Raw genomic sequence first — 25,212 nt, forward strand, 5'->3', positions numbered from 1 at the left:
GAATTACTTGTCGCGACCGGCCCGCACTGCTCTACTCGGATGCCGGCCCGTCCACTGCGCATGCTCGGAGGAATGGACGTATGACCACCGAACCGGCCTCGGATACGCTGGCCCACAAGGCCATCAGCAGCTACTCGCATTCCGCCAATCCGAGCGCTTTTCTGGCACTCAACGAAGGGAACAGCTACTTCACTTCGCCGGGCGCGGAAGGCGTGATCGTCTACCGGCGTTCGGGGCGTTGCCTGGTCCAGTTCGGCGGGCCTTTCGCGCCCGCCGAGCACTATTCCCGGCTGCTCGGCGCATTCGCTGCATACGCACGACGGCAGCGGCTGCGGCTGGTCGGCATCCAGCTCCAGCAGGCCGACGCCGTGCGCTACGCGGAGCTGGGGTTCACCGTCAACCAGATCGGCGCGTCCTATGCGGTGGACCTTGCCGGTTTCAGCCTGCGCGGCTCCCGTTTCGTACGGCTCCGCAACAAGATCTCGCGGTCGCTGCGGAGCGGCCTGACCGTTCAGGAAGCCCCGGCGGACCAGTGGACCGGCGCACTGCGTGAGCTGGACGCGCGCTGGCTGGCGGGCAAGGGGAAGCACGCCAGGCCGCTGGAGTTCCTGGTGGGCCAGCACGGCGGCGCGGCCCAGCGGCACCGCCGGCTGTTCGTCGGACTGATCGACGGCGAGCTGGCCGGGTACATCTCGTACTCTCCCGTCTACGGCAGCCGGTCCGGCTGGCTGCACGACCTGAGCCGGCGCCGCCCCGACGGGCCGCCGGGGGTGGCGGAGGCCATCAACAGCCACGCGATCGAGGTGTTCCGCGGCGAGGGGGCGCGCTGGCTGCACTTCGGCTTCACCCCGTTCACCGGGCTCGATCCCGCGTGCGAAGTGCCCGGTCACAGCCCGGCGTTCCGGTGGCTGGTGGGCAAGCTGTGGGAGCGCGGCGATGCCGTGTATCCCGCGCGCAGCCAGCTCGCCTACAAGGAGAAGTGGGCGCCGGACGTGGTGATCCCGGAGTACATCGCCTTCCGCGGGCGGGCCTCCCTCAGGTCGCTGACCCATGTCTTCCGGGCGGCCAACGCGCTGTAGCCGTGCGCCGCCACCCACACTGCAGGAGGCCATCCGGCATGACCCACGCATCCCCGTACCGTTCCGGCGCGCTGTCCGGCGCACCGTTCACCGAGCTCTTCCGCCAGGTCAAGGACGCGGGTCTGCTCGCGCTGCGACCCGGTTACTACGCCTGGCGGCTGACGCTGAACGCGGCGCTGTGCGGCGCCGGTCTGGCGGCGTTCCTCCTCCTCGGCGCCTCCTGGTGGCAGCTCGCCGTCGCCGTGTACCTGGCGCTGTGCTCCGTACAGTGCGCGTTCATGGGCCACGACGCGGGTCACAAGGCGATGTTCCGCGACAAGCGCGCCGCCACCGCCGTGGGGCTGATCCATCTGAATCTGGTCAACGGGATCAGCTACGGCTGGTGGGTGAACCACCACAACCGTCATCACAGTCACCCCAACCACATCGACCGCGATCCCGACATCGCCCGCCGCACCGCCGTCTTCCATGTGAAGCAGTACGCGACCCGGAACGCCCGGCAGCGGTTCATCGTGCGCCATCAGGCGGTGCTCTTCTTCGTGCTGCTGGTCCTGGAGGCGTACAAGATCCAGAAGACCTCGGTACTGGCGGTCGTCCGCGGGGTGATGCGGCGCCCTCTCCTGGAGGGCGCCCTGCTGCTGGCGCACGCCGTCGTCTTCCTGGGCACGCTGTTCCTCGTGCTGCCGCCGCTCCACGCCGTGGCGTTCCTGCTGGTCCACCAGGCCGCGACAGGGGTGTACCTCGGCCTGGTCTTCGCGCCCAACCACAAGGGCATGGCGGTGCGCGAGGGCGAGGAGGAGGCGCTGGACTGGCTGGAGCGGCAGGTGCTGACGTCGCGCAACGTCCGGCCCTCGGTCCTGACCGACTTCCTGTACGGCGGCCTGAACTACCAGATCGAGCACCACTTGTTCCCGGCGATGCCGCAGCGGAACCTCGGCCGGTGCCGGAAGATCGTACGCAGGTACTGCGTGCTGCACGGACTGCCGTACCGGGAGCTCGGGTTCGCCGCTTCCTACCGGGAGGTCGCGGGCTTCCTGCACGAGGTCAGCGCCCCGATGCGGGCGGATCAGGAGCGGGCGGGACGCCACCGGCGAGCGCTCTGAAGTCCGGCCGCCCTCCGTGGGGACGGAGGGCGGCCGGCGCGGCGTGTGCGGCGCGGAGGCCGCCGGTTCTCAGCTGCGGGACGGTATCCGCGCCGCGTGCACGGCCGACACCGGGCCGCTGGCCAGCGCCGGGTCATGGACCAGGATGGCGTGCTCCACGCGGCGCAGGGACGGCGAGGGATCGACGCCGAGCTGCTCGATCAAGGACTGCCAGGTCTGCCGGCAGGTGTCCAGCGCCTCGGCCTGCCGGCCCGAGCGGTACAGCGCGACCATGAGCTGTTCGCAGAAGCGTTCGCGCAGGGGGTTGGCCAGGTGGGCCTCCCGCAGTTCCGCCAGGACCGCCGTCCCCCGGCCGAGCAGCAGCTCACTGTCGAACAGCGTCTCCAGGGCCCGCAACCGGTGCTCCTCGTACCGTGCGGCGGCGGCCTTGCCCAGCGGGCCGCCGGGGCTGCCGCCGCAGACGGCCCCGCGCCACAGCCGCAGCGCGCCGCGCAGCAGGGTGACGGCCTCCTCGGGCGCGTCGGCGCGCAGCCGTTCGGCGCGCGCCGCGCTCTCCATGAAGGCCGTGGCGTCCAGTTGCGCGCCGTCCATGAGGAGCTGGTAGCCGTACGGCAGACAGACCAGGCGTGGCCGGTCCCGGCCCGGCTCGATCACCCTGAGCTTCTTGCGGAGCCGGCTGGCGTGGGCCTGCAGGGCGTTGGCCGCGCCGGCCGGGGCCGACTCCCCCCACAGTTCGGCCATCAGCGTCTCACTGGACACCGCCTTCCCCTCGCTCACCAGAAGGGCCTGCAGCAGCATGCGCTGAAATCCGCCGGCCACCGTGACACGGCCCTCCGGAGAAAGCATTTCCAAGCCACCGAGAATCCTGAACTCGATCATGGCGCAGACGCTATATCGACCGGCTATCGTCCGGCTTTTCGGTCGGTATCGAGTTTTCCCTGCTGTGAAACCCGCTGGATGTGCCGGGTGAAATCCGTCGCGACGGCCAGGGCGTGCTCGGTGAGGTAGAAATGCCCTCCCGGGAATTCACTGATCCCCAGGAACGCGGGTGTACGGCCGGACCACTCGCTGAGCCCGCCGGGCTCCAGCGTCGGATCGGACCGGCCGCCGTACGCGGCGACCGGGCAGCCGACGCCGGCTCCGTCATCGCGGTAGTCGGCGACGAGAGCCAGGTCGGCGCGGACGGCGGGCAGCACCAGCGCGAGCAGTTCGGGGTCCGCGCCGGCCTCTTCCGGCAGCACGCCGAAGCGCCGGATCGCCGCGGCGAACTCCCCGTCGGGCAGCGGCAGCAGCGCATCCACCGGCCGGAACCGCTCGGGCGCCCAGCCGGACACGCCGAGCAGCGCCGGCCCGGTGCCGCCGTCCTCCTCGATCGCCACGGCCAGCCGGTAGCCCAGCAGCGCGCCCAGGCTGTGCCCGAAGAACGCGTACGGCCGGTCGTCCAGCTCCGCTTCGATCGCCTCGTGCAACGCCTCGACCAGCGGCCCCGTCCGCCGGTACGGCGGCTCGGAGCGGCGCTCCTGGCGCCCCGGCAGCTGGACGACCCGCACTTCGACGCCGGGGAGCAGCGCGGCCCACCGGTGGTAGAACGCGGCGCTGCCCCCGGCGTGCGGGAAGAAGAACAGCTGCCGGTCCGCGCCGGGACGGGCCTCGGGGGTGTGGAACCAGCGGCCCGGCGGCGTCATTCCGCACCCCCTTCCGCCGCGCCGCGCATCCGCTCGGCGAAGTCCGCGTCCGGGATGACGCTCGCGCGGGCCTGGGCGGCCGGGCGGCCCCCGGCGTCCACGATGCGGGCGTTGGCGACCATCCGGCGCCGGCCCGCGTGGACGAGTTCGGCGTGCACGCTGTACGTGTCGCCGGGCCGCACCGCCCGGAGGAAGTCGATGTCCAGGTTCAGGGTGATCATGGGGTGGGCGCGGTCCCCGTGGCTCATCCCGGCGGCGCAGCAGGCGTCGTCGAGCACCATGGCGAGGTACCCGGCGTGCACCCCGCTCCCCGCGAAGTTGGCCAGCTCCCGCGGGGGCCGCCAGGTCTCGTCGACACCGCCGCGCCGCGCTCCGGTCACCCGCAGCCCCAGCAGGGCGTGGTGGGCGCCGTGCGGCACCTCTCCGTCGGCCAGGGCCTGCAGCATCTGCGCCCCGGTCAGCTCGTGCCACCGCGCGAGCATCGCGCTCTCCATCGTCTCCGGCATGTCCGGCATCGTCCCATCAGGACAGGACAAGGGGGGAGCCGTCGGCGTAGGCGAGCAGCGGGCCGGCGGTGCTGGTGCGGGACGGCGGGTGGAAGGCCAGCGGCCGGACGGCGGCCGCGAGCAGCGAGCCTTCCGGCGAGCGGATGAAGTCCATGCCGCCGAGCAGTTCCAGGGCGAGGTCGGCGGCGCCGGACAGCGTTTCCTGGGCGGCGTACCGGGCGACGAGCACGGCGGCGACCGCCTCCTCGCCCGCCAGGTCGCCGTCGCGGACCGCGCGGGCCGTGCCCTCCAGCAGGAGGTGGGCCGACTCGGCGCGGACCACGAGCGCGGCCCGGTCGGTGAGGCTGCCCCGCGCCTGCTCCAGTACGCGCTGGACGAGGGCGGCGGCGGCACCGGTGTACCCAGCGGAGATCAGCAGTTCGAACCAGACGAAGCCGGCGCTCTGCATCTCCGACAGCCGGTCGGGGCCTTCCCCGTCGGCGGTGGTGCGCAGGACCAGCTCCTCGGGCACGAACACGTCCGTGAGCCGCACCTCGTCGCTCTCCGCCGCGGCGAGCGCACTGTTGCCCCAGAAGGGGTGCACGGTGATGCCGGGCGTGTCCGCGGTGACCAGCGCGACGGCCAGTTCCGGCTGCCCGTCGGCGCCGGGGACCGTGACGCTCGCGGTGAGCAGGTCCATCGAGCGGGACAGGCTGCACGGCTTCTTGGCGCCGTTGAGGAGGTAGCCGCCGTCGGCCGGCTTCGCGGTGACCGCGGGAGCGAGGATGTTCTGCTGGGTGCGCCCCTCGGCCCAGCCGGACGCCATCAGCTTCCGGCCGGGCACGACGCCGGCCAGCAGGTCGCGCTGGGCGACGGTGAGGCCGTCGGCACGGCCGGCCAGCGAGTAGAGCATCGCGGCCGTGAAGTGGTGCATGGTCGCGGCGGCGGCGAGGGAGGGCGAGTACGAGCCGAGGGCCCGCATCACGCGTACGGCGTCCACGGGGTCGGCGCCGCGGCCGCCGAAGGCGGCGGGCACCAGCAGCCCGGCGCCGCCGTGGTCGCGGAAGAGCGCGATCACCGGACTGCCGACCTGTTCCCGGTCGGTCAGGTCGATCTCCTCCAGGGCCTTGCCGAGGCCCGGGTGGTACTGCTCGCAGGTGGTGCGGGCGGTTTCCAGGGAGCGCATTGAAGTCACCTTTCGCCGAAGACCGCGTGCCGCGGGCTGACGCCGGAGCTGATGCCGACGCCCTGGAGGTGCGAGGTGGTCAGCATGGGGTAGTTGGCCTCGCCGTGCACGCCGCCGGTCAGGCCGGTGCCGCCGTGGCTGGGCAGGCAGGGCAGGAAGCCGATGTGCGAGTCGTTGACCTTGAGCAGGCCGCCGTTGCCCACCCGTCGCACGAATGCGTCCACGACGGAGGTGCTCCGTGTCCACAGGGAGTTGCGCAGGCCGTAGGCGTTGGCGTTGAGGAAGTCCCAGAACCGGTCGAGCAGCACGTCGTCGGCGGCCGGTTCGGCGACGATGACCGGAAGCAGCGGGAAGAACGTCTCACGGCGTACCATCTCCAGCTCCCGGGCGCCCGCGAGGCCGTCGACGCGGACCACGGTCGGCTCCAGGAAGACCCCGGTCTGCGACCGTGTCCCGTCGGCCTCCGTACGGTGCCCGCCGCACACCAGCTCGGCACCGGAGCGCAGCGCCTCCTCCAGCAGGGCGAAGAACCGCTCGCTGCGCCGGACGGGAGAGAGCAGTACGTCCTCGTCACCGGGGTGGCCGGGGCGGATGTCGCGGGCCTTGGCCGTCACCTCGGCGAGCAGCTCGTCGGCGATGTCCGGGTGGGCGAGGACGTAGTTGGGGACCATGCAGATCTGGCCCGAGCCGTAGAACGCCTCGGTGACGGCCTCGGCAGCGAGCGGCAGGTCGGCGTCCTTCCAGACCACGATGCCGTCGTTGCCCGCGAGTTCGAGGACGGGCTTCTTGCCGGCGGCGATGCAGCGCAGCTGGAAGCGGAGCCCTTCCTCGCTGCCGCCGATGTAGAAGATGTCGTCGACGAGGGGGCTGTCGAGCCACCGGGTGAGGGTACGCGCGGGGTTGCCGCAGACGGCACCCAGGGCTCCGGGCGGCGCGCCCGCGTCCATCAGGGCCGGCCCGGCGAGTTCGCGCAGCAGGTACATGGTGCTGAGGGCGATGCTGCGCGGGGCGCGGACCACGACGGAGTTGCCCGCCATGAGCATCAGGACGGCGAGCGCGGCGCTGGGCGCCGGGGCGTTCTGCGGCGGGTTCAGACAGACCACGCCGTCGGGCCGGCGGTGGACGATGAGGCGGCGTCCGGCGTGCCGGAACTCGGTCCGCATGCACTGCCGGTACCAGGCGCAGCTCTCCTCGCCGTACAGCTCCAGCAGGCCGTCGAGCTGCCAGCGGGCGAGCCGCAGCGGGGTGCCCTCGGCGACCATCAGGTCCAGGAGTTCCGCGCCGTGCCGGAGCAGCCGTGCGCGGAAGAGCGGGCCGAGGGCCATGCGCTGGTCCAGGGGTACGGCGGCCCAGGCGGGTGCCGCGGCGGACGCGGCCTTGAGGGCGGCGTCGACGCCGGCATCGCCCGCGACGGCGACGCGGCCGATGACGTAGGGGTGCTGGGCGGCCTCCGATTCCGGGTCCGGGGAGCGTTCCAGCGCGCGCTTCAGGCCGACGCTGGTGAAGACGTCCTCCAGCAGGGAGCCGGCGCTGACGGTGTAGACCCAGCCCTCCCCTTCGACGTCCCGGCCTCCGATGTACGAGGAGTAGCTGAGCAGCGGCCGTTCGCGGGCCGGCGGTGCGGCCGGCGCGCCGTCCGGTGCGGCGGTGCTGCGGGGAGAGAACCCCACGGTGCCTCCAACGGTCGTATCGGTCACGGGCCCACGGGCGCGGGGCGCCACTGCGGTGCCGAGGAACCTCGCGGTACCAGCACCGGGTCGTCGAAGCCCGCGGGGGTCTCGCTGAGGCGGACGGGCGGGACGATGTGCCGCAGCTCCCCCAGCGGGGTGGCGCGGGTCTCCCACTCGGGGTCCGGCGGGACGGCGTCCTCGGCGAGTCCGGCGATCAGTTCCGGCTCCCAGCTGCCCAGTTCCCAGCACCAGTTGGCGACGCCGGCGAGCGAGACGCGCACGGCGTAGCTGCCGCCTTCCTCCGCCCGGCGGACGGCCGCCGCCATGATGCCGGCGGCGGCGAGGTAGGAGGCGAGGTAGTCGCAGAGGATCCGGCCCGGCGGCAGCCCGGGTGCCTCGCCGCCGCCTTCGCGCAGGCTGATGCCGGTGAATGCCTGGGCCTGCTGGTCGAAGCCGCCGCGGTCGCGCCAGGGCCCGGTGTGTCCGTAGGCGGTGAGGGAGCAGTGAATGAGCCCCGGGCGGGCGGCCGCGCACTCCTCGGCGGTGAGGCCGAGCCGGGCGGCCTTCGCCGGGCGGTAGTTGAGGACGAAGACGTCGGCGTCGCGCAGCAGCCGGTCGAACGTGTCGCGGCCGGTGCCGCGGTGGTGCAGGTCCAGCCGGGCCGACCGCATGCCGCTGCCCGACTCGTGCCAGACGGCGTCGTGCTCGAAGGAGTCCGGTTCGCACACATGCAGCACGTCGGCGCCGTACTCGGCCAGCGTCCGCCCGGTCGCGGTACCCGCCAGGATGTGGGTGAACTGCAGGCAGCGCAGCGAGGACAGCGGCCGGGGCCCGGTCGGCAGCGGGACGGCGGGGCCGTCGGCGATCCGCTCCACCGTCACCAGCGGCTCGGCCAGTACCGCGCGGCCCTGCGGGTGGGCGAGGAACTCCTCCCGGGTACGGGCGATGACGAGCGGGACGGCCCGCTCGGCCGCCGCCTCCTCCAGCGCTGCCGCGTCCCAGCGGCGGACGGCGGCGGCGATGTGCTCCCTGGTGTGCGCACAGTCCAGGAGGCTGAGCAGTTCGTCCCGGGTGCGCGGATAGCAGGCGATGGGGATGACCCAGCGGTCGTCGGCGGTGCGGTAGAAGTCCCAGACCGCCGGTGCCATGCCGGTCAGGCCGGCCAGCGAGCCCATGCTGGAGAAGTAGCCGTTGAGCGTGGCACCGCCGCCCAGGAACGGGGACATGCGGTGCAGGCCCCGGCCCAGGTCCAGGGACAGGTACTGGTCCCGGCCCGTGCGGAGATGCCAGATCCGGGCGGCGCCGACGGCCGCGGCGAGCAGCGACACCCCGATCGCGGCCGACATGCGCAGCGGGCTCCGGACGTACGGATGGCAGCCGGTCACAGTCAGACCGCTCACCGCGGATTCCCGGCTCAGGCCGATCGTTTTCAGCGTGCTGTCCAGTTCCCTGGTGAAGTCGAACCCGTCCTCCATCATTCCCTCGATTCTCTGCCGGCAGGCGCGTTTTCGGTGCGGGCCGCCGAGTCTGCCATTGCCGGAACCGGGCCGGAACACAGAGTCAGCGCACTGTCAGCAGCGTGTCAGCACCGTTTGCTTGACTGCCGACCATGGCGGACTCCGACGACCTTCACCGGCTCCCCCGCTCCGAGCGCCGGGAGGCGCTGGAGGAAATCCTTTCCAGGGAGTTCAAAGCCTGCCTTCTGATGGACGAAGAGGAGGAATTCCCGCTCGAGGAGAATTTCTTCGATCTCGGCCTCACCTCGCTGCGCGTCATGGAGCTGAAGCAGCGCCTGGAGACCCTGCTGAACTGCGAGATCAGCTCCAACGTGCTGTTCAACAGCCCCAATCTGGCGCGGCTTACGGAGCACTTGGCCACCGACGTTCTGCCCGGCCTCTTCGACGAACCGGTCAGCTGAGAGAAGGAACCAGCCATGCCTGAAACGCCCGAGGCCGCCGGGGAGCAGAGCCGGTGGGAGCCGACCGAGCCGATCGCCATTGTCGGAGTGGGGCTGCGTTTTCCCGGCGGTAACGAAACGCCCGAGGAATTCGCGGAGTTCCTGCGCACGGGACGGTCGGCGGAGGGCCCGGCGCCCGCTGACCGCTGGGTTTCCGGGGAGGACGGCGAACGGTCGCGCACCGCGGAGGGGAATTTCCTCGACGGGCTCGACATGTTCGATGCGAAGTTCTTCAAGATATCGCCCAAGGAAGCCCCGTACATCGATCCCCAGCAGCGCCTGGTACTGGAAACCGCCTGGCAGGCACTGGAGAACGCCAATATCGACCCCGCCGGCCTGCGGGACACCGACGCCGGGGTCTACATGGGCGTGATGTCCATGGACTACCTCACGGAGACGGTCGCCGTCCCGGACGGCGAGATGTCCGGCGCCTCGGTCCCCGGCACCGCGCACAGCGCCGTGTCCGGGCGGCTGTCGTACTTCCTGGGACTGCGCGGCCCCTGCATGAGCGTCGACACCGCCTGCTCGTCCTCGCTCACCAGCGCGCACCTGGCGGCCCAGGGCCTGCGCCGCGGGGAGTGCGACCTCGCCCTGTGCGGCGGCGTGAACGCCATCCACCACCCGCTGATCCAGAACACCCTGCACAAGGCCGGGATGCTCGGCTCCGACGGCCGCTGCAAGACCTTCGACGAGAGCGCGGACGGCTACAGCCGCGGCGAGGGCTGCGGCGTCCTGGTGCTCAAGCGGCTCTCCGACGCGCTGCGCGACGAGGACCGCGTCCTCGGCCTGCTGCGCGGCTCGGCCGTGCGCGCGGACGGCGAGAGCGCGGGTCTCACCGCCCCCAACGGCGTCGCCCAGCAGGCCGTCATGCGGGCCGCGATCACCGACGCCGGGCTGACGCCGCGGGACATCCAGTACGTCGAGGCGCACGGTACGGGCACGCCGCTGGGCGACCCCATCGAGATGGGGTCGATCAGCGACACCTTCGCGGAGTCCCACAGCAGCGCCGAGCCGGTGGTGGTCGGCTCGGTGAAGACCAACGTCGGACATCTGGAGTCGGCGGCGGGCGTCTGCGGCATCGTCAAGGTGCTGCTCCAGATGCGGGAAGGCACCTTCTACCCGCACCTGCACCTCACCACCCCGTCGCCCCGCATCCCCTGGGACAGCTGCCCGGTGAGCGTGCCCACGGAGGTCACGCCGTGGCCCGCCAGCGGCCCGCGGCGCGCCCTGGTCAACGGCTTCGGGATCGCCGGCACCCTCGGCTGCGTGGTCGTGGAGGAGCCGCCGCCCCCGGCCCGTACGGAACCGGCGCGGGACGACGGCGCGCCGCACGTCCTCACCCTGTCGGCGAAGAGCACTCCGTCGCTGCGCCGCCAGATCGAGCGCTACCGGCAGTACGTCGCGGATTCCCCCGACGTCCCGGTGTCCGCTCTGTGCCGTACCGGCGCGCTCGGGCGGGCGCACCTGCCCGTACGCCGCGCGGGCGTCGTCCGGGACCGCGCCGGGGTGACGAAGCTGCTCGACGGCTGGCTGGCGCGGGCCGACGAACCGGGCGGCGGCAGCGGGTCCGTCGGCAGCCTGCGCAAGGTGGCGTTCCTGTTCACCGGGCAGGGCAGCCAGTACCCGGGCATGGGCCGGGCGCTGTACGAGCGCCAGCCGGTCTTCCGGGAGCACCTGGACGCCTGTGACCGGCTGTTCGCGCCGCATCTGGGCCGGTCGGTACGGGATCTGGTGACCGGCGCAGCGGCCGACGGCGACGCGATCCACCGGACCGTGCACACCCAGCCCGCCCTGTTCTCACTGGAGTACGCGCTGGCGCAGCTCTGGCTGTCCTGGGGCGTGCGGCCGAACGTCCTGGTCGGCCACAGCATCGGGGAGATCGCGGCGGCGGCCGTCGCCGGGGTCTTCTCCCTGGAGGACGGCGTGGCGCTGGTCGCGGCGCGGGCCCGGCTGATGGAGTCGGTGACCGCGCCCGGCGGCATGGCCCAGGTGTCGGCGGCACCGGAGGAACTGGCCCCGCTGCTCGACGGCCGCCCGGACCTGGCCATCGCCTGCCGCAACGCACCCCGGCAGTGCGTGCTCTCCGGCGGCCGCGAGTCTCTTGGCGAGGTGTGCGTGCTGCTGCGCGATGCGGGTTACGAGGTACGGGAGCTGTCGGTCTCGCACGCGTTCCACTCGCCGCTCATGGCCGAGGTGGCGGACGCCTTCCGGCACGAGCTGAAGGACATCACATTCCACGAGCCGCGGCTGTCCCTGGTCTCCAACATCACCGGACGGGTCGCCAGGCCCGGGGAGCTGACCACGCCGGAGTACTGGGTCCGGCACATCGGCGCCGCCGTGGACTTCGACGGCAGCATGCGGACGGTGGCCAAGCGGGGCGGGCACGCGTGCGTCGAGATCGGCCCCGGCTCGACCCTGACCTCCCTCGCCCGGCAGTGCGTGCCGGCCGGTGACCACCTGTGGCTGGGCGGCCTGAACCGGGCCGACACGGACGGCGGTGCGGTACTGAACGCCCTCGCCCGGCTGTACGCGGCCGGTCTGCCGGTGTCCTGGGCGGGTGTCCACCGCGGCGCGGCCGACCGGCCCGCCACCCTGCCGACGTACGCCTTCGACCGCAAGCCGTACTGGCTGCCGGCGCCGCGCGGCCGCGACCGGGACAGGGCACCGGCGGCGGCCGGCGCGCAGCACCACCCGCTGCTGGGCGAGGAGGTCTCCACCGAGGAGCAACTTGCGGACGGCACACGGGAGTTCGCGACCCGGGTGGACGCCGCACATCCGGCGTACCTGGCGGACCACGTCATCATGGGGCAGGTCGTCCTGCCCGGCGCGGCCTATCTGGAGGTGCTGCTCGCGCTGCAGGACGCGGTGTACGGCGAGACCTGCCGGCCGGTGACGGACGTGGCGATCCGGGAGCCGGTCTTCCTCGCCGCCGACCGGACCGCCGAGGTGCGTACCCGGCTGCGGCCCCGGGAGGACGGCACGGCCGAGGCCGAGATCGTGACCCGGGTGGCGGGCCGGGACGGGGCCTTCGAGCGGTGCCACGCCACCGCGGTCCTCGGTGCGCCCGAGCCCCCCGGCGCGGCGCTCAGCAGGGCCGGGACGGAGCTGTGTGCGCAGGCGGCCGGCGCGGGCGAGCCGGCGGCGGCGGTCGGCGGCGAGGAGCTGTACGCCGGGATGTCCGCGGCGGGGGTGGATTACGGCCCGGAGTTCCGCCGGCTGCTGGCGGCCCGCGGGCACGACGGGCGGCTCGCGGTGAGCGAGCTGCGCGGCGTGCGGACGGGGCCCGCCGAGCACCTGCCGCCGGCGCTGCTGGACAGTTCGCTGCACGGGATGGCGGTCCTCAACGACGCCGGGGAGACGTATCTGCCGGTGCGGTTCGGGCGACTGCGGCTGTTCAAGAAGCCGAAGGCGGCGGAGCTGCGCACGGTGGCCAGGCTCGTCCCGGCACCGCCGGACGGCGGGCAGGACGTGGACGTGTCGGCGGACCTCGTGCTGCTGGAGGGCGACCGCCCGGTCTTCGAGCTGACCGGGCTGGGCCTGAAGCGGGTGGCCAACACCACGGCCGGCGGCGGGCGGCACGCGCAGGTCTTCCACGAGCCGCGCTGGATCAAGCGCTCGCTGCCGGGGCCGGGGCAGAGTGCCGGGGAACCGCGCCGCGTGCTGGTGCTGAACCGTACGGCGGCGGAGCTGGGCGACCTGCCGGCACGGGCCGCGGAGACCGGCACGGAGTTGACGTACGCCGCCGGGGCCGATGTGGCGGCCGAGTTCCTGCGCGACGGGGACCCCACCGATGTGTGCTGGTTCTGGCGGGCGGGCGACGGCGAGGGGGCGGCGGCGCTCGCCGCCGAGTGCCGGCGCAACTACCGCGATCTGCTCGCGGTGCTCGGTGTGCTGGAGCGCGGCGGTGCCGGCCACGGCAGGCGGCTGTGGCTGGTCACCGAGGGCGCCCAGCTGCTGCCGGACGAGACGCCGCACGGCACCGGCCCGTCGGCGGCCGCCACCCTGTGGGGCTTCGGCCAGGCGCTGTGGCACGAGTACCCGGGCTACCGCGTCACCCTGGTCGACCTGCCGCGCGAAAGCGGCGGCGACGGCACGGCCGGGGCCGCGGGTCCGCTGCTGGACGAGTGGCTGGCGCGGGACGCCGGGGAGTTCCAGGTGGCGTACCGGGCCGGGCTCCGCCACGTACGACGGCTGCACCCGCTCGACCCCGCCGGCCGGCCGGACGCCGCCGTGCGGCTCGCGATCACGGAGTACGGCTCCTTCGCGGGCGTGCGGCCGGAGCCCGTCGAGCCGGTGCCGCCCGTGGGCGACCGGATACAGGTCGCGGTGCACTCGGCGGGCCTCAACTTCAAGGACGTGCTCAACGTGCTGGGACTGCTCAAGCAGCACGCCGAGGAGACGGGCGTCGAGTACCGGCCGCAGCCGCTGGGCTTCGAATGCGCGGGCACGGTGGTCGCGGCGGGGCCGGATGCGGCCTTCGCGCCCGACGACGAGGTGATCGTCAACGCGCTGGACTGCATGGCGAGCACCCTGACCGTCTCCTCGGAGCTGGCGGTGCGCAAGCCGGACCGGATCACCATGGCCGAGGCGGCCGGCGTGCCGACCGTCTTCGTCACCGCGCACTACGCGCTGCACCACCTCGCCGGGCTGAAGCCCGGCGACCGGGTACTGGTGCACGCCGCGGCGGGCGGCGTCGGGCAGGCCGCCGTGCAGCTCGCCCAGCAGGCCGGTGCCGAGGTGTTCGCCACCGCCAGTCCCGGCAAGTGGCCGCTGCTGCGCGCCCAGGGCATCCGCCACATCATGAACTCCCGGACGCTGGACTTCGCCGACGAGGTGCTCGCCGCCACCGGCGGCGAGGGCGTGGACATCGTGCTGAACAGCCTGAACAAGGACTTCATCCCGGCGGGCCTGCGCTGCCTGGCCGACGGCGGGCGGTTCGTGGAGCTGGGCAAGGTCGGATCCTGGACGCCGGAGCAGGTGGCCGAGGTACGCCCCGACGTGGCGTACCACCACTTCGACCTGGGCGAACGGCCCGAGGCCGAGGCGCGGGAGCACACCCGGCAGATCCTGCAGTCCGTCACCGAGCAGCTGGCCGACGGACGGCTGCGGCCCGTCCCGGCCACCGTCTACGCGCTCGACGAGGCCGAGGAGGCGTTCTCGGTGCTCGGCCGCGGCGCGAGCACCGGCAAACTGGTGCTGCGGTTCGCCGACGACCGGGCACGGCCCGCCCGGCCGCTCGCCGTCAGCCCCGACCGTACGTACCTCGTCACCGGCGGGCTGGGCGGGCTCGGGCTGGTGACCGCGCGCAAGCTCGTCGAACTCGGCGCCCGCCACCTGGCGCTGGCCGGCCGTACCGCACCGCCCGCCGAGGAGGCGGCCGCGCTCGCGGCCGGGCTCGGCAAGGACGTCCATGTCACCGTCCTCCAGGCGGACATCGCCGAACCCGCCGACGTCGAGCGGATCACCGCCGAGCTGAAGCAGTCCCCGTACCCGGTGGGCGGCATCGTGCACGCGGCGGGCGTCCTGAACGACATGCCCGCGTCCGCGCTGACCTGGGAGAGCATCGAGACGGTGCTGCGGCCCAAGGTGTACGGCTCGTGGCTGCTGCACGAGGCCGCCGCCTCCTTCCCGGAGCTGGACTTCTTCGTCGGTTACTCCTCCGTCGCCGCCGTGCTCGGCGGCCCCGCGCAGGCCAACTACGCGGCGGGCAACGCGTATCTGGACGGTCTGCTGCGCTGGCGCGCGGGCCATGGCCTGCCCGCGCTGTCCGTCAACTGGGGCCCGTGGGCCGAGGTCGGCATGTCGGCCCGGCTCGACGCGCCGCTCGTCCGGCGTCTGAAGGACCAGGGCGTCACCTTCATGCATCCCGGGGACGGCATGCACGCGCTGGTCACCCTGCTCGGACAGCCCGCGCCCCAGGTCGTGGCCGCGGCCTGCGACTGGGACCGGTACGCGGCGGGCCAGGCACTCCCGCACAGCCTGTACCGGCACCTCGTACGCGACGGGCGCCCGGCCGGCCGGCCGGGGCTCGACGTCGACGAGCTGCTCGCGCTGCCCGCGGACGAGCGCAGGGCCGCGCTGAACACGTACCTGCGCGCCCGGATCGCCGACATGCTGCACTTCGACGGCACGGACGACGTGGAGCCGGACGCGGTCTTCCTGGAACTGGGCCTGGACTCGCTCGCCGCCGTGGAGCTGAAGAACGCGCTGGAGACCGCGTTGCGCGTGCCGCTGCCCGCCTCGGTCACCTTCGACCATCCATCCGTCGGGCAGCTCACCGACTTCCTCGACCGGCAGCTGTCCTGAGAGGGGCAACGGGATGAACGACGACACGCTCACGCGTCCACGACCGGCCGTCCGGCCGCGCACGCTCGATGCGGTCGCGGCCCGCCAGGCCGCCGACCGCCCCGGCCACCCGGCCGTGCTCTGCGAGGGCCGGCAGCTCACCTACGCGGAGCTGCACCGCGAGAGCAACCGCACCGCACACGCCCTGCTCGCGGCCGGCCTCGGTCCGGGCTCCCGCGTGGCCTACCTCGGGAAGGAGTCCGAGCACTTCTACGACATCGCGCTGGCCTGCGCCAAGACCGGTGCCGTGCTGGTGCCGGTCAACTGGCGGCTGACCCGCGACGAGATCGCGCACATCCTGGGCGACTCCGACACCGAGCTGCTCTTCGCCGAGCGCGAGCGGCTGGCCGTCGCCGGGCAGCTCGGAACCGTCCTGCCGAAGCTGCGCGAGGTGGTCCCGCTCGACAGCGGCGAGGACCGCGGTGCGGGCTTCCTGGCCTGGAAGGCGGACCGCCCGGAGCGCGACCTCGCCGCAGGCTCCGGCCCGGACGACGCCGTGGCGCAGATCTACACCAGCGGCACCACCGGCCTGCCCAAGGGCGTGGTGCTGGCCCACCGCAGCTTCTTCAACGTCGACGAGGCGTTCACGCGGCACGGCTGCGACTGGGTGGACTGGCAGCCCGGCGACCGGTGCCTGATCGGCATGCCGGGCTTCCACATCGGCGGCCTGTCGTACGCGATGCAGGGCTTCGTCGCCGGGGCCACGATGGTCAGCATGCCGATGTTCGTCGCCGGTGACGTGCTGCGGCAGATCGGCGAACTCGGCCTGACCCACGGCCTGGTGACGCCCGCCATGCTCCAGATGCTGCTGGACGAGCCGGGCGCGGGCCCCGCCGCGTTCCGCTCCGTACGCAAGATGATCTACGGTGGCGCGCCGATCTCCGGGCCGCTGCTGCGGCGCTGTCTGGAGACGATGGGCTGCGAGTTCGCGCAGATCTACGGCAGCACCGAGACGGGCAACTTCGCCGCCTGCCTGCCGCCCGCCGACCACGTTCCCGGCAGTCACCGGCTCACCGCGGCCGGGCGCGCGTATCCCGGCATCGACCTGCGGATCGCCGACGAGGACGGCACGGCCCTGCCGCCCGGCGCCGTCGGCGAGGTCTGGGTCCGCACCCCCGCGCGGATGCTGGGCTACCACCGGCAGCCGGCGGCCACCCGGGAGACGGTGCGGGACGGCTGGGTCCGCATGGGCGACGCGGGCCGGCTCGACGACGACGGCTACCTCTTCCTGTGCGACCGCATCAACGACACGGTCATCATCGGCGGCGAGAACGTCTACCCCACCGAGATCGAGCACGCGCTCGCCGGGCACCCGGCGGTGGCCGAGGCCGCCGTCGTCGGCGTCCCGGACGAGCGCTGGGGCGAGGCCGTGCACGCGTACGTCGTGCTGCGGCCGGGACAGCAGGCCACGCCGCGGGAGCTGATGCGCTTCCTGCGGGGCCGGCTCGCCGATTTCAAGATCCCCACGGCGTACGAGTTCCTGGCCGAACTGCCGCGCAACCCCAACGGCAAGGTGCTCCGCCGCACCCTGCGGGACCGGCTGTGGCAGGGCCGGGAGCGCAAGGTCAACTGAGGGCACATCAGGAATGGGAGGCCACGGCATGAGTGCCGAGGACCGTACGGATGACGGACACCGGCTCCGGGTCGGTGTCCTGCTGCCGACCCGGGAGGCGGCGATCAACGGTGACCACGGCGTCGCCCCCCTGCTGGACTTCGCCCGCGAGGCGGAACGGCTCGGCTACGACTCGGTGTGGACCGGGGACTCGCTGCTCGCCCGGCCCCGGCTGGACCCGGTGGTGGTGCTCGCCGCCGCCGCGGCCGTGACCAGCCGGGTCACCCTGGGCACGGCGGCCTACACGGCGGCCCTGCGGCACCCGCTGCTCGGCGCGCACCAGCTCGCGAGCCTGGACCGGGCGGCGGAGGGGCGCCTGGTCGCCGCGCTCGGCGCGGGCTTCCCGGTGCCGGAGACCGAGCGGGAGTTCGCGGCGGTGGGCGTGCCGTACACCGGGCGGTTCGGGCGCCTGGACGACACGGTACGGCTGTGGCGGGAGACCTGGCGCGGCAGCGCAGAGGCGGAGTCGGGGAAGGGCCGCGAACCGGCCGGTCCGCACCGGCCGCCGTCCCCCTCCTCGCCCGCCGGTCCCCCGCTGTGGCTGGCGGGCAGCGACACGCCGCGGGTGCTGGCGCGCACGGCCGAACGGTACGACGGCTGGCTGCCGTTCCTGCCGGACGCGAGTGGCTACGCGCGAGCCTGGGACCGGATCGGCCAACTGACGGCGGCACAGGGCCGGCCGCCGGGCGCGGTCACTCCGGGGCTGTACGCGACGGTGGCGATCGACCCGGACCGGGCGGCGGCCCGCAAGCAGCTGGACGCCTACGCCCAGGCGTACTACGGCCGTTCGCTGGAGCAGATGGCGACGTTCCAGGCGTTCGGGTACGGCAGCGCGCAGGAGTGCGCGGAGTGGCTCGGCGGTTACGTACTGGCCGGGGCCCGGCACATCATCCTGCGGATCGGCTCGCTGGACCCGGCCGCGCAGCGGGCCCAACTGGCCGAGGCGGCACGGGTGCTGGTGCCCGCGCTGCGCGCGGGCACCTGACACCTCCTGGTGATTCCGCTACGGGACGGGCTTGGGCACCGGCGCGGGCGCGGGGGCCGCCGCGGTCTTCTTCGCCTTCGCCGGTCCCAGCGCGCGCAGCACCTCCCGCATCACGAACGGCGAGTACACCACGGCGTTGTGCTCGCTGAGGTCGGCCACGCACAGGTCCTGCAGGAGGATGTTGCGGACCTTCGGGCCCTCGAGCCAGCACGAGGTGTAGGGCGTGACCACCTCGTCATACTTGGTCGCGATGACGGTGTACCGCACGCCCTCGACGGTGTCCGGACCGTCGTTGAGCTTGTTCATGAAGTCACTGCCCTTGTGCTGTTGGGTGAGCGCGGGCGTCACCATGTTGGTCAGCTCGATGCTGGCCGGGTACTGCTTCATGAGCGCGGCGATGCCGTTGCCGGTGGTGCCGTGGTTGTTCGGGGCGAGCCCGATCAAGTGATGCACTTTGGCGGCGCCGCCGAGGTACTTGAGGTAGTAGCGCGGGAGCATCCCGCCCTGCGAGTGGCCGATGATGTCGACCTTCTCCGCGCCGGTGGCCGCCAGTACGCGTTCCACATAGGCGGCCAGCTCCTCGGCCGATTCCTCCATGGAGGTGAGGCCGTGCATCACCGGTATGCGGGGGTCGGCGCCGTAGTCGAGCCGGAAGACGCTGTATCCGGCGGCGGCGAGGACCGGGGCGACGGTCAGCCAGTAGGTCTCGGCATTGCCGAAGGTGCCGTGGACGAGGACGACCGGGCGCGGGTGCTCCTCGTCGGGGCGGGCGGACCAGTCGTCGATGCCCGGCGAGCGGCTCAGCGCGGTGGCCGCCTGCGTGGTGATGGCCGCGGCCTGGGCGAGGGCGATGCCCTCTGCCATCTTGCCGGTCACCGACTGGGTGACCGATTCGAGCGGATTGGTGAACGGTAACTGGCCTTTTCCGGTGGGAAACATAGGGGAATCCTCCCGAGCAGCACGAAATGCCCCGGTCCAACCCGATTGGTCGGCCGAGCCCCGTTATGTCGCCTCACGCTACCGCTCCCCGGGCCGTTGGCTACCGTCCGGTGTTCTCCGGGGGCCGGGATCCCGCCACCCCCGGAGGCGCGGCGGCCGCCGGCCGTACGGCAGCGGTGATGACCTCGGCGGCATCGGCCCGGAACAGCGCCCGCCCGGCGGCGATCCGGGCCTCCCGGACCGGCCCGTCGCGGGTCAGGTCGTCGAGTACGCGCAGCAGGTCGGCCGGGTCGCGGGCGTGGCCCGACAGTCCGGCGGCGGCCATCCGGCGGGCCCCCGCCGCGCCGTGCCCGGGGATCGGCCGGTAGCTCACCACGGGCAGCCCGGCCGCCAGCGCCTGGGCCGCCGTCTGCCCCGCCGCGTTCTCCACCAGTACGCCCGCCGCGGCCATCAGGGCCGGTACGTCCGCCACCCAGCCGAGCGCCACGGTCCCGGACACCCGGCCGATCCGCCGCCGCAGCGACCGGCTGCGGCCGCACATCACCACCGGCAGGTATCCGCCGTCGCGGAGCAGCGCGGCCGTACTCGCCAGGTGCGAGGCCACGCCCCAGGCCCCGGCGGAGAGCAGGACCGGGGTGCGACCGGGGGCACGGGCGGCGAAGCGGCGGGTGAAGACGGCGGTACGGGAGGGCGGCGGCGCGGTGCGGAAGGCCGCGGGCACTACGGGTCCGACCGCCGCCGCGCCCCGGCCGCCGAGCCGGCCGATCTCCGCCGCGGTCTCCGGGGTCGGGCAGAGGTGCAGGTCGTTGCCGGGGTGCAGCCACTGGCGGTGCACGGCGAAGTCGGTGAGCACGACGATGCTCGGGCAGCGCAGCGCCCCGGCCTCCCGCAGCCGGCCGCTGACCTGCGCGGCGAGGTGGAAGGTCGCGATCACCGCGTCGGGCGGCGCGCCGGCCAGGCGGCGCCGCAGCTCCTTGGCGGCGGGCGCGACGACCGGCGAGGTGTCGGCGGGGCCCGGCTGCGGGCGGCCGGGCCCGGGCGGCGGCCGGGGGACGAAGTAGGCGCGGTAGATCGCGTCGTAGAGCGCGGGCGCGTGCCGGACGGTGGTGGCGTAGAAGCCGCGCAGGGCGGCGCCGGTGCCGGCCGGCAGCAGGTCGAGGACGTCGAGGGTCTCGGCCCGGTGGCCGCGGCCGGTCAGCCGGTGCGCGAGCTCCCCGGCCACCGCGTGGTGCCCGGCCCCCATGCCGGCGCTGAGGATGACGAATCGTCCGCCCATGTGCTCCACCGCCCCGGTCCGGGTGCCTTTCCCAAGCATTTCGTGGCGTACGCGACCATACTGGACGGCATGCGCATCGACCGTCCTCCGCCCGGGCCCGCCGCGTGGCAGGCGGCGGGCGCGGCCGCGACAGCGGCGGCCGCGCTGCACATCGGACCGGCCGGGACCTGGCTGCCGCCCGTGCGGCGCGCCCTCTTCCCCGGGCTCGACGGTCAGGGCCACCCGGGGCACATCGCCCTGACCTTCGACGACGGCCCGGACCGCGCGAGCACGCCGCGCTTCCTCGACGCGCTGGACGGCCTGGACGTCCGGGCGACCTTCTTCCTGCTGGGCGCGGCGCTGGCCGAGGCACCCGAGGTGGGGCGGGACATCGTGGCCCGCGGGCACGAGGTGGGGCTGCACGGCTGGGACCACCGCAGGCCCTGGTGGCCCGCGCCGGTACGCGAACTGCGCGACCTGCGCCGGGCGGTCCGGGCGGCCACCGACATCTGCGGGGTCCGGCCCCGGTGGTACCGGCCGCCCTACGGCATCCTCACCGGCGGCCGGTGGGCCGCCGCGCACCGCCTCGGGCTGCGCACCGTGCTGTGGTCCGCGTGGGGGCGCGACTGGGTGGCGGGGGCCGAGGCGGCCACGGTCGTGCGCACCGTGGAGCGCCGGCTGGAGGGCGGCGCGACCGTCCTGCTGCACGACAGCGACCGCACGTCGGCGCCCGGTTCCTGGCGCGTCACGCTCCAGGCGCTGCCCGTACTCGTGCAGCGCTGCCGCCGGCAGGGCCTCACCGTGGGCCCGCTGCGCGACCACGGTACGGACGACACGGGCTGGTGACGCCCGGGGTGGCAATTGCCCGGATCATCACGAAAGTCGTGTCATGCTGGTCCGGGTCTGGATATCAGGACATAAAGGGTGAGCCCCAGCTCGGAGGAGGTCTCCTGTGGAAGCCGCGGGACCACTGCCGCACAGTCCTGTACTCCCGGAGGACCAGCCCGGACGCCACAGCGCCGCGCCGCAGGCGCACCGTACCGGCGCGCCGGTGGCGCTGATCACCGGCGCCTCGTCGGGCATCGGCGCGGCCGTCGCCTCCCGGTTCGCCGCCGAGGGCGGCTGGCAGCTGCTGCTGAACGGCCGTGACGAGGAGCGCCTGGACCGGATCGCCGACCGCTGCGGGGCCACGGCTCTCCCCTGCGACCTGGGCGACCCGACGGGCTGCGGACAGCTCGTCGACCGCGCCCTCGACGTGGCGGGCGGCGTGGACGTGCTGGTCGCCGGGGCCGGCATCGGCTGGGCGGGCCCCTTCACGGCCATGCCGCCGGCCGCCATCGACGAGGTACTGGCGGTGGACCTGGCCGCCGTGCTGCATCTGACCCGCCGGGTGCTCCCCGACATAGTGCGCCGCGACCGCGGACACCTCCTCTTCGTGGGGTCGATCGCGGGCGCCGTGGGGGTGCGCGAGGAAGCCGTGTACTCGGCGGCCAAGGCGGCCGTCGCGGCCTTCGCCGAGAGCCTGCGGTACGAACTGGCGGGCAGCCGGGTGCGGGTGTCGCTGGTGGTGCCCGGCGCGGTCAACACCCCTTTCTTCACCCGCCGGGGAGCGCCCTACCAGCGCGCCCGGCCGCGGCCGATCGCCGCGACGCGGGTGGCCGACGCCGTCTGGGACGCGGTGGCGCACGAGCGGAGCGAGGTCTTCGTCCCCGGCTGGCTGCAGGTTCCCGCCCGCTTCAAGGGCCTCGCCCCGGCCCTGTTCCGGCGGCTGGCCACGCGCTTCGCCTGAGGGGCCGCCCGATCCGTCCTCCCGGGAGGACGACCGAGGAAGGACGTCGTGCTGAGCTACTTCCTGGCCGTGCTCGCCGCCTGCGCCAACGCGGCCGCCTCGGTGCTGCAGCGGCGCGCCAGCCGTGACCTGCCGGGCGAGGACAGCCTGCGGCCCCAGCTGATCCTGCATCTGCTGCGCCGCCCGGTGTGGTTCGCCGGCTTCCTCTGCGTGATCATGGGCTTCGTCCTGCAGGCGGCCGCGCTGGCGACCGGCAGCCTGTCGGTCGTCCAGCCCATCCTCGTCATCGAGCTCCCGGCGACGCTGCTGCTGGCGTCGTGGGTGTTCCACACCCGGCTGCACCACCGCGAGTGGCTGTCCGCCGTGGGCATGACCGGCGGGCTGGCCGCCCTGCTGTACTTCCTCTCGCCCGCCCCCGGGGACGGCGAGGAGGCGGGCTGGGAGGCGTGGACGGTGGGCACCGGCGTGAACCTCTTCGTCGTCGTCGCGGCCGTGGAGTGGGGCCGCCGCCAGCCGCCGTCGCTCCCGGGCGGCGCGAGCCGCAGGGCGGCCGCCTTCGGCGTGGCGGCCGGCTGCCAGTTCGGGCTGACGGCCGCCTTCATGAAGGGCGCGATGAGCCGCGGGGAGGAGGGCATCGGCGCGGTGTTCGCGACCTGGCAGCTGTACGCCATGGTCGCGGCCGGCATCCTCGCGATGTTCCTGCTCCAGTCGGCGCTGCACGCCGGGAACCTGCTCGCGGCCCAGCCCGGACTGACGCTCTCCGACCCGATCGTGGCCATCCTGTGGGGCTCCTTCGCCTTCGCGGAGCATGTGCGCGGCGGCTGGTACATCGTGCCGGCCGTGGCGGGCGGCGCGCTGATCGCCGTCTCCGCGGTGGTACTGGCCCGCTCCCCGCTGCTCAAGGGCGAAGTGGCGCTGCGTGAGGCGGACCGGGTGCCCTCGGCCGAGCAGCCGCCCGCCGGCCGCCCCCCGGTGCGGTGACCATGATCTACCTCTACGGTGTCCTCGCCGCCTGCCTGTTGGGGCTGGGCTTCGTCCTGCAGCAGCACGCGGCGCGGGAAGCGCCGCTGAAGGACATGCTCAGCTTCCGGCTGCTGCTGGACCTGATGAAGGTACCGATGTGGCTCGCGGGGATCGGCTGCATGGTCGTCGGGCAGATCTTCAGCGTGCTCGCGCTGAGCCGCGGCGACCTGTCCCGGGTCGAGCCGCTGCTGGCCACGAACCTGCTGTTCGCCATGGTGCTGGCCCGGTGGCTGAGCGGGGAGCGGCTGGGCTGGTCGGGCTGGGCCGGCGTGCTGCTGCTCAGCGGCGGCGTGGCGGCCTTCATCGTCGCCGGGAGCCCGCACAGCGGGCCCGCCCACACCGGCACGCTGCGGCACTGGCTCGTCTTCGGCGGCGTCCTCGCGATCGCGCTGCTCCTGGTGCTGACGGCACGTCATGTGCGCCTGGTGGAGGAGCCGCCGCTGCTGGCCGCCGCCGCGGGTGTGCTGTACGGCCTCCAGGACGCGCTGACCCGGGTGTCCAGCGAGATCGCGGAGGCCCACGGCCTCGGGCGGCTGCTGGTGAGCTGGGAGCCGTACGTGATCGTGGCACTGGCCGTGACGGGGCTGATGCTGGTCCAGAGCGCCTTCGAGGCCGGGCCGCTGCGGATGTCCCTGCCGGCGCTGACCGCGGCCGAACCGCTGGCCGGCATCGCCTGCGGCATCGGCTTCCTCGGCGACCGCATCCGCGTCACCCCCGCCGCACTGACCGGCGAACTCCTCGGCCTGGCCGCGGTGGTGACCGGCGTCTTCCTGCTCGGCCGCCACCCGGCCATGCCCACGGGCAGCCACAAGGACCCGGACGAGTCCACCGGCAGCCACCGGGACCCGGAGGAGTCCGCGCCGGAGAGCGACTAGGGCGTGTGTGGCGCGGCGCCCTCAGCCCAGGGCCGCCGCCATTCTGCGTACCGCTTCGGTGAGCACCTCCGGCGACGTGGCGAGGTTCAGCCGGGCATGGCCCGCGCCGCCGGTGCCGAAGTCCGTACCGGGGCTGAGGGCGACCCGGCCGCGCTCCAGGAAGACCGCGGCCGGATCGTCGCCCAGGCCGAGTTCGCGGCAGTCCAGCCAGGCGAGGTAGGTGCCCCGGGCCGGCGCGTACCGCACCTCCGGCAGCCGCTCGGCCAGCAGCTCCGCCAGCAGTCGGCGGTTCTCGTCCAGCCCGGCGAGCAGCGCGTCCAGCCAGCCGCCGCCGTCCCGCAGGGCCGCGGTGTGGGCCAGTACGCCCACATGGCTGGGTCCGTGGCCGACCTCTTCGGGGAGACGCGCGAGGTCGTCGGCGGCCGCCGGGCCCGCGAGCGCGAGGGCGGCCTTGAGCCCGGCGAGATTCCACCCCTTGGACGCGGACATCAGGGACAGCCCGCTCTCCGCGCCCGGCACGCTCAGGTACGGCACGAAGGTGGCCCCCGTGGCCACCACCGGGGCGTGGATCTCGTCCACCACGACCCGGACACCGTACCGGGCGGCCAGCGCGGCGACCGCGGCGAGTTCGTCGGCGGTGTGCACCGTGCCCGTCGGGTTGTGCGGGCTGCAGAGCAGGTACGCGGCCCGCCGCCCGTCCGCGACGGCCGTACGGAAGGCGCCGTCCAGGGCGGCGAGATCCATTCGGTGGCCGGGCCCGAGCGGCGCCTCCACGATCTTCCGGTCCGCGTTGCCGAGGAACTGGTAGAACGGCGGATACACAGGGCAGTTGACGACCACCGCGTCGCCGGGGCCCGTGGTCAGCTTCAGCATCTCGACGACGCCGAGCATCACATCGGGCACGATCGCCGTGCGCTCCACGGCGAGCCCGTCCCACCCCCACCGCTCGCGGGCGAAATCGGCCAGCGCCTCGGCGTACGCGGTCCCCGCCGGGTAGCCGGTGTCGCCGCGCGCGAGCGCGTCCGTGACCGCCCGTACGACCGGTTCGGCCAGCGGTACGTCCATCTCCGCCACCCACAGGGGCAGCACGTCGTCCGGGTACGTGCGCCATTTCATGCTGGTCCGCCGGCGCAGCTCGTCGAGCGTGAGACGGCGCAGCGGGTTCGCTTCCTCGGATGTGTCCCGCGGGATGCTGTCCATGCGCCTCAAGATAGGCTTCCCGCC

19 protein-coding genes are annotated in these 25,212 nt (G+C 73.7%); 10 read left to right on the forward strand and 9 right to left on the reverse strand.

Going from position 1 to position 25,212, the window contains the following annotated elements; all coding sequences use genetic code 11:
• The first annotated feature begins 80 nt into the window (after nucleotides 1-80).
• Entirely contained in the window at nucleotides 81-1,079 is a 999-nt protein-coding gene (locus IF04_RS0123835) for a bifunctional lysylphosphatidylglycerol flippase/synthetase MprF (RefSeq protein WP_030261505.1), read from the forward strand.
• Nucleotides 1,080-1,117: 38 nt separating this feature from the next.
• Nucleotides 1,118-2,182, forward strand: coding sequence for a fatty acid desaturase family protein (locus tag IF04_RS0123840; protein ID WP_051831502.1), 1,065 nt, complete (start codon nucleotides 1,118-1,120; stop codon nucleotides 2,180-2,182).
• Nucleotides 2,183-2,251: 69 nt separating this feature from the next.
• On the opposite strand, the gene IF04_RS0123845 is transcribed toward IF04_RS0123840, so the two are convergent.
• The 6 genes from IF04_RS0123845 to IF04_RS0123870 form a co-directional block, all read right to left on the reverse strand.
• The gene (locus IF04_RS0123845; RefSeq protein WP_245654486.1) at nucleotides 2,252-2,980 is read right to left on the reverse strand and encodes an AfsR/SARP family transcriptional regulator; all 729 of its coding nucleotides are present in this window, start codon (nucleotides 2,978-2,980) and stop codon (nucleotides 2,252-2,254) included.
• Nucleotides 2,981-3,084: 104 nt separating this feature from the next.
• Nucleotides 3,085-3,867 (reverse strand): thioesterase II family protein, encoded by a 783-nt coding sequence (locus IF04_RS0123850; protein ID WP_051831504.1) that lies wholly within the window; start codon nucleotides 3,865-3,867, stop codon nucleotides 3,085-3,087.
• Nucleotides 3,864-4,373: a PaaI family thioesterase gene (locus tag IF04_RS36740; RefSeq protein ID WP_063829523.1), complete on the reverse strand. Its 510-nt coding sequence runs from the start codon at nucleotides 4,371-4,373 to the stop codon at nucleotides 3,864-3,866. The genes IF04_RS0123850 and IF04_RS36740 overlap by 4 nt, the downstream gene beginning before the upstream one ends.
• 16 nt (nucleotides 4,374-4,389) lie before the next feature.
• Nucleotides 4,390-5,538: an acyl-CoA dehydrogenase family protein gene (locus IF04_RS0123860; RefSeq protein WP_030261517.1), complete on the reverse strand. Its 1,149-nt coding sequence runs from the start codon at nucleotides 5,536-5,538 to the stop codon at nucleotides 4,390-4,392.
• Between the two features lie 5 nt (nucleotides 5,539-5,543).
• Nucleotides 5,544-7,136: an aldehyde dehydrogenase family protein gene (locus IF04_RS0123865; RefSeq protein ID WP_030261519.1), complete on the reverse strand. Its 1,593-nt coding sequence runs from the start codon at nucleotides 7,134-7,136 to the stop codon at nucleotides 5,544-5,546.
• Between the two features lie 95 nt (nucleotides 7,137-7,231).
• The gene (locus IF04_RS0123870) at nucleotides 7,232-8,686 is read right to left on the reverse strand and encodes a CoA transferase (protein ID WP_063829519.1); all 1,455 of its coding nucleotides are present in this window, start codon (nucleotides 8,684-8,686) and stop codon (nucleotides 7,232-7,234) included.
• Between the two features lie 131 nt (nucleotides 8,687-8,817).
• On the opposite strand from IF04_RS0123870, the gene IF04_RS0123875 reads away from it, so the two are divergent.
• The 4 genes from IF04_RS0123875 to IF04_RS0123890 are packed head-to-tail and all read left to right on the forward strand — an operon-like array spanning nucleotide 8,818 to nucleotide 18,107.
• Nucleotides 8,818-9,126 (forward strand): acyl carrier protein, encoded by a 309-nt coding sequence (locus tag IF04_RS0123875; protein WP_030261524.1) that lies wholly within the window; start codon nucleotides 8,818-8,820, stop codon nucleotides 9,124-9,126.
• A gap of 15 nt (nucleotides 9,127-9,141) precedes the next feature.
• Entirely contained in the window at nucleotides 9,142-15,471 is a 6,330-nt protein-coding gene (locus IF04_RS0123880) for a type I polyketide synthase (RefSeq protein WP_030261526.1), read from the forward strand.
• 13 nt (nucleotides 15,472-15,484) lie between these two features.
• Complete coding sequence (locus IF04_RS0123885) at nucleotides 15,485-17,083, forward strand: long-chain-fatty-acid--CoA ligase (protein ID WP_030261529.1); 1,599 nt, start codon at nucleotides 15,485-15,487, stop codon at nucleotides 17,081-17,083.
• 28 nt (nucleotides 17,084-17,111) lie between these two features.
• On the forward strand, nucleotides 17,112-18,107 hold the full coding sequence (locus tag IF04_RS0123890) for an LLM class flavin-dependent oxidoreductase (RefSeq protein WP_030261531.1): 996 nt from the start codon (nucleotides 17,112-17,114) through the stop codon (nucleotides 18,105-18,107).
• A gap of 18 nt (nucleotides 18,108-18,125) precedes the next feature.
• Here IF04_RS0123890 and IF04_RS0123895 read toward each other — a convergent pair whose 3' ends face one another.
• Both IF04_RS0123895 and IF04_RS0123900 read right to left on the reverse strand, forming a co-directional pair.
• Entirely contained in the window at nucleotides 18,126-18,971 is an 846-nt protein-coding gene (locus IF04_RS0123895; protein WP_051831528.1) for an esterase/lipase family protein, read from the reverse strand.
• A 175-nt stretch (nucleotides 18,972-19,146) separates the two neighbouring features.
• Nucleotides 19,147-20,322, reverse strand: coding sequence for an MGDG synthase family glycosyltransferase (locus tag IF04_RS0123900; protein ID WP_030261533.1), 1,176 nt, complete (start codon nucleotides 20,320-20,322; stop codon nucleotides 19,147-19,149).
• Nucleotides 20,323-20,391: 69 nt separating this feature from the next.
• Here IF04_RS0123900 and IF04_RS0123905 point away from each other — a divergent pair, with 69 nt between their 5' ends.
• The 4 genes from IF04_RS0123905 to IF04_RS0123920 all read left to right on the forward strand — a co-directional run bounded on the left by IF04_RS0123905 (nucleotide 20,392) and on the right by IF04_RS0123920 (nucleotide 23,988).
• Nucleotides 20,392-21,147, forward strand: a complete 756-nt coding sequence (locus tag IF04_RS0123905) for a polysaccharide deacetylase family protein (RefSeq protein WP_030261534.1) — start codon at nucleotides 20,392-20,394, stop codon at nucleotides 21,145-21,147.
• Between the two features lie 106 nt (nucleotides 21,148-21,253).
• Nucleotides 21,254-22,090: an SDR family NAD(P)-dependent oxidoreductase gene (locus IF04_RS0123910; RefSeq protein ID WP_030261535.1), complete on the forward strand. Its 837-nt coding sequence runs from the start codon at nucleotides 21,254-21,256 to the stop codon at nucleotides 22,088-22,090.
• Nucleotides 22,091-22,138: 48 nt separating this feature from the next.
• Nucleotides 22,139-23,071, forward strand: a complete 933-nt coding sequence (locus IF04_RS0123915; protein ID WP_063829520.1) for a DMT family transporter — start codon at nucleotides 22,139-22,141, stop codon at nucleotides 23,069-23,071.
• A gap of 2 nt (nucleotides 23,072-23,073) precedes the next feature.
• On the forward strand, nucleotides 23,074-23,988 hold the full coding sequence (locus IF04_RS0123920; RefSeq protein ID WP_030261539.1) for a DMT family transporter: 915 nt from the start codon (nucleotides 23,074-23,076) through the stop codon (nucleotides 23,986-23,988).
• Nucleotides 23,989-24,009: 21 nt separating this feature from the next.
• On the opposite strand, the gene IF04_RS0123925 is transcribed toward IF04_RS0123920, so the two are convergent.
• A complete protein-coding gene (locus tag IF04_RS0123925) occupies nucleotides 24,010-25,188 on the reverse strand; it encodes a MalY/PatB family protein (protein ID WP_030261541.1) in 1,179 nt (392 codons plus the stop codon).
• Nucleotides 25,189-25,212 lie beyond the last annotated feature (24 nt).

Origin of the sequence: Streptomyces violens (assembly GCF_000717745.1) — a bacterium.
In the GTDB taxonomy this organism is placed as follows: Bacteria; Actinomycetota; Actinomycetes; order Streptomycetales; family Streptomycetaceae; genus Streptomyces; species Streptomyces violens.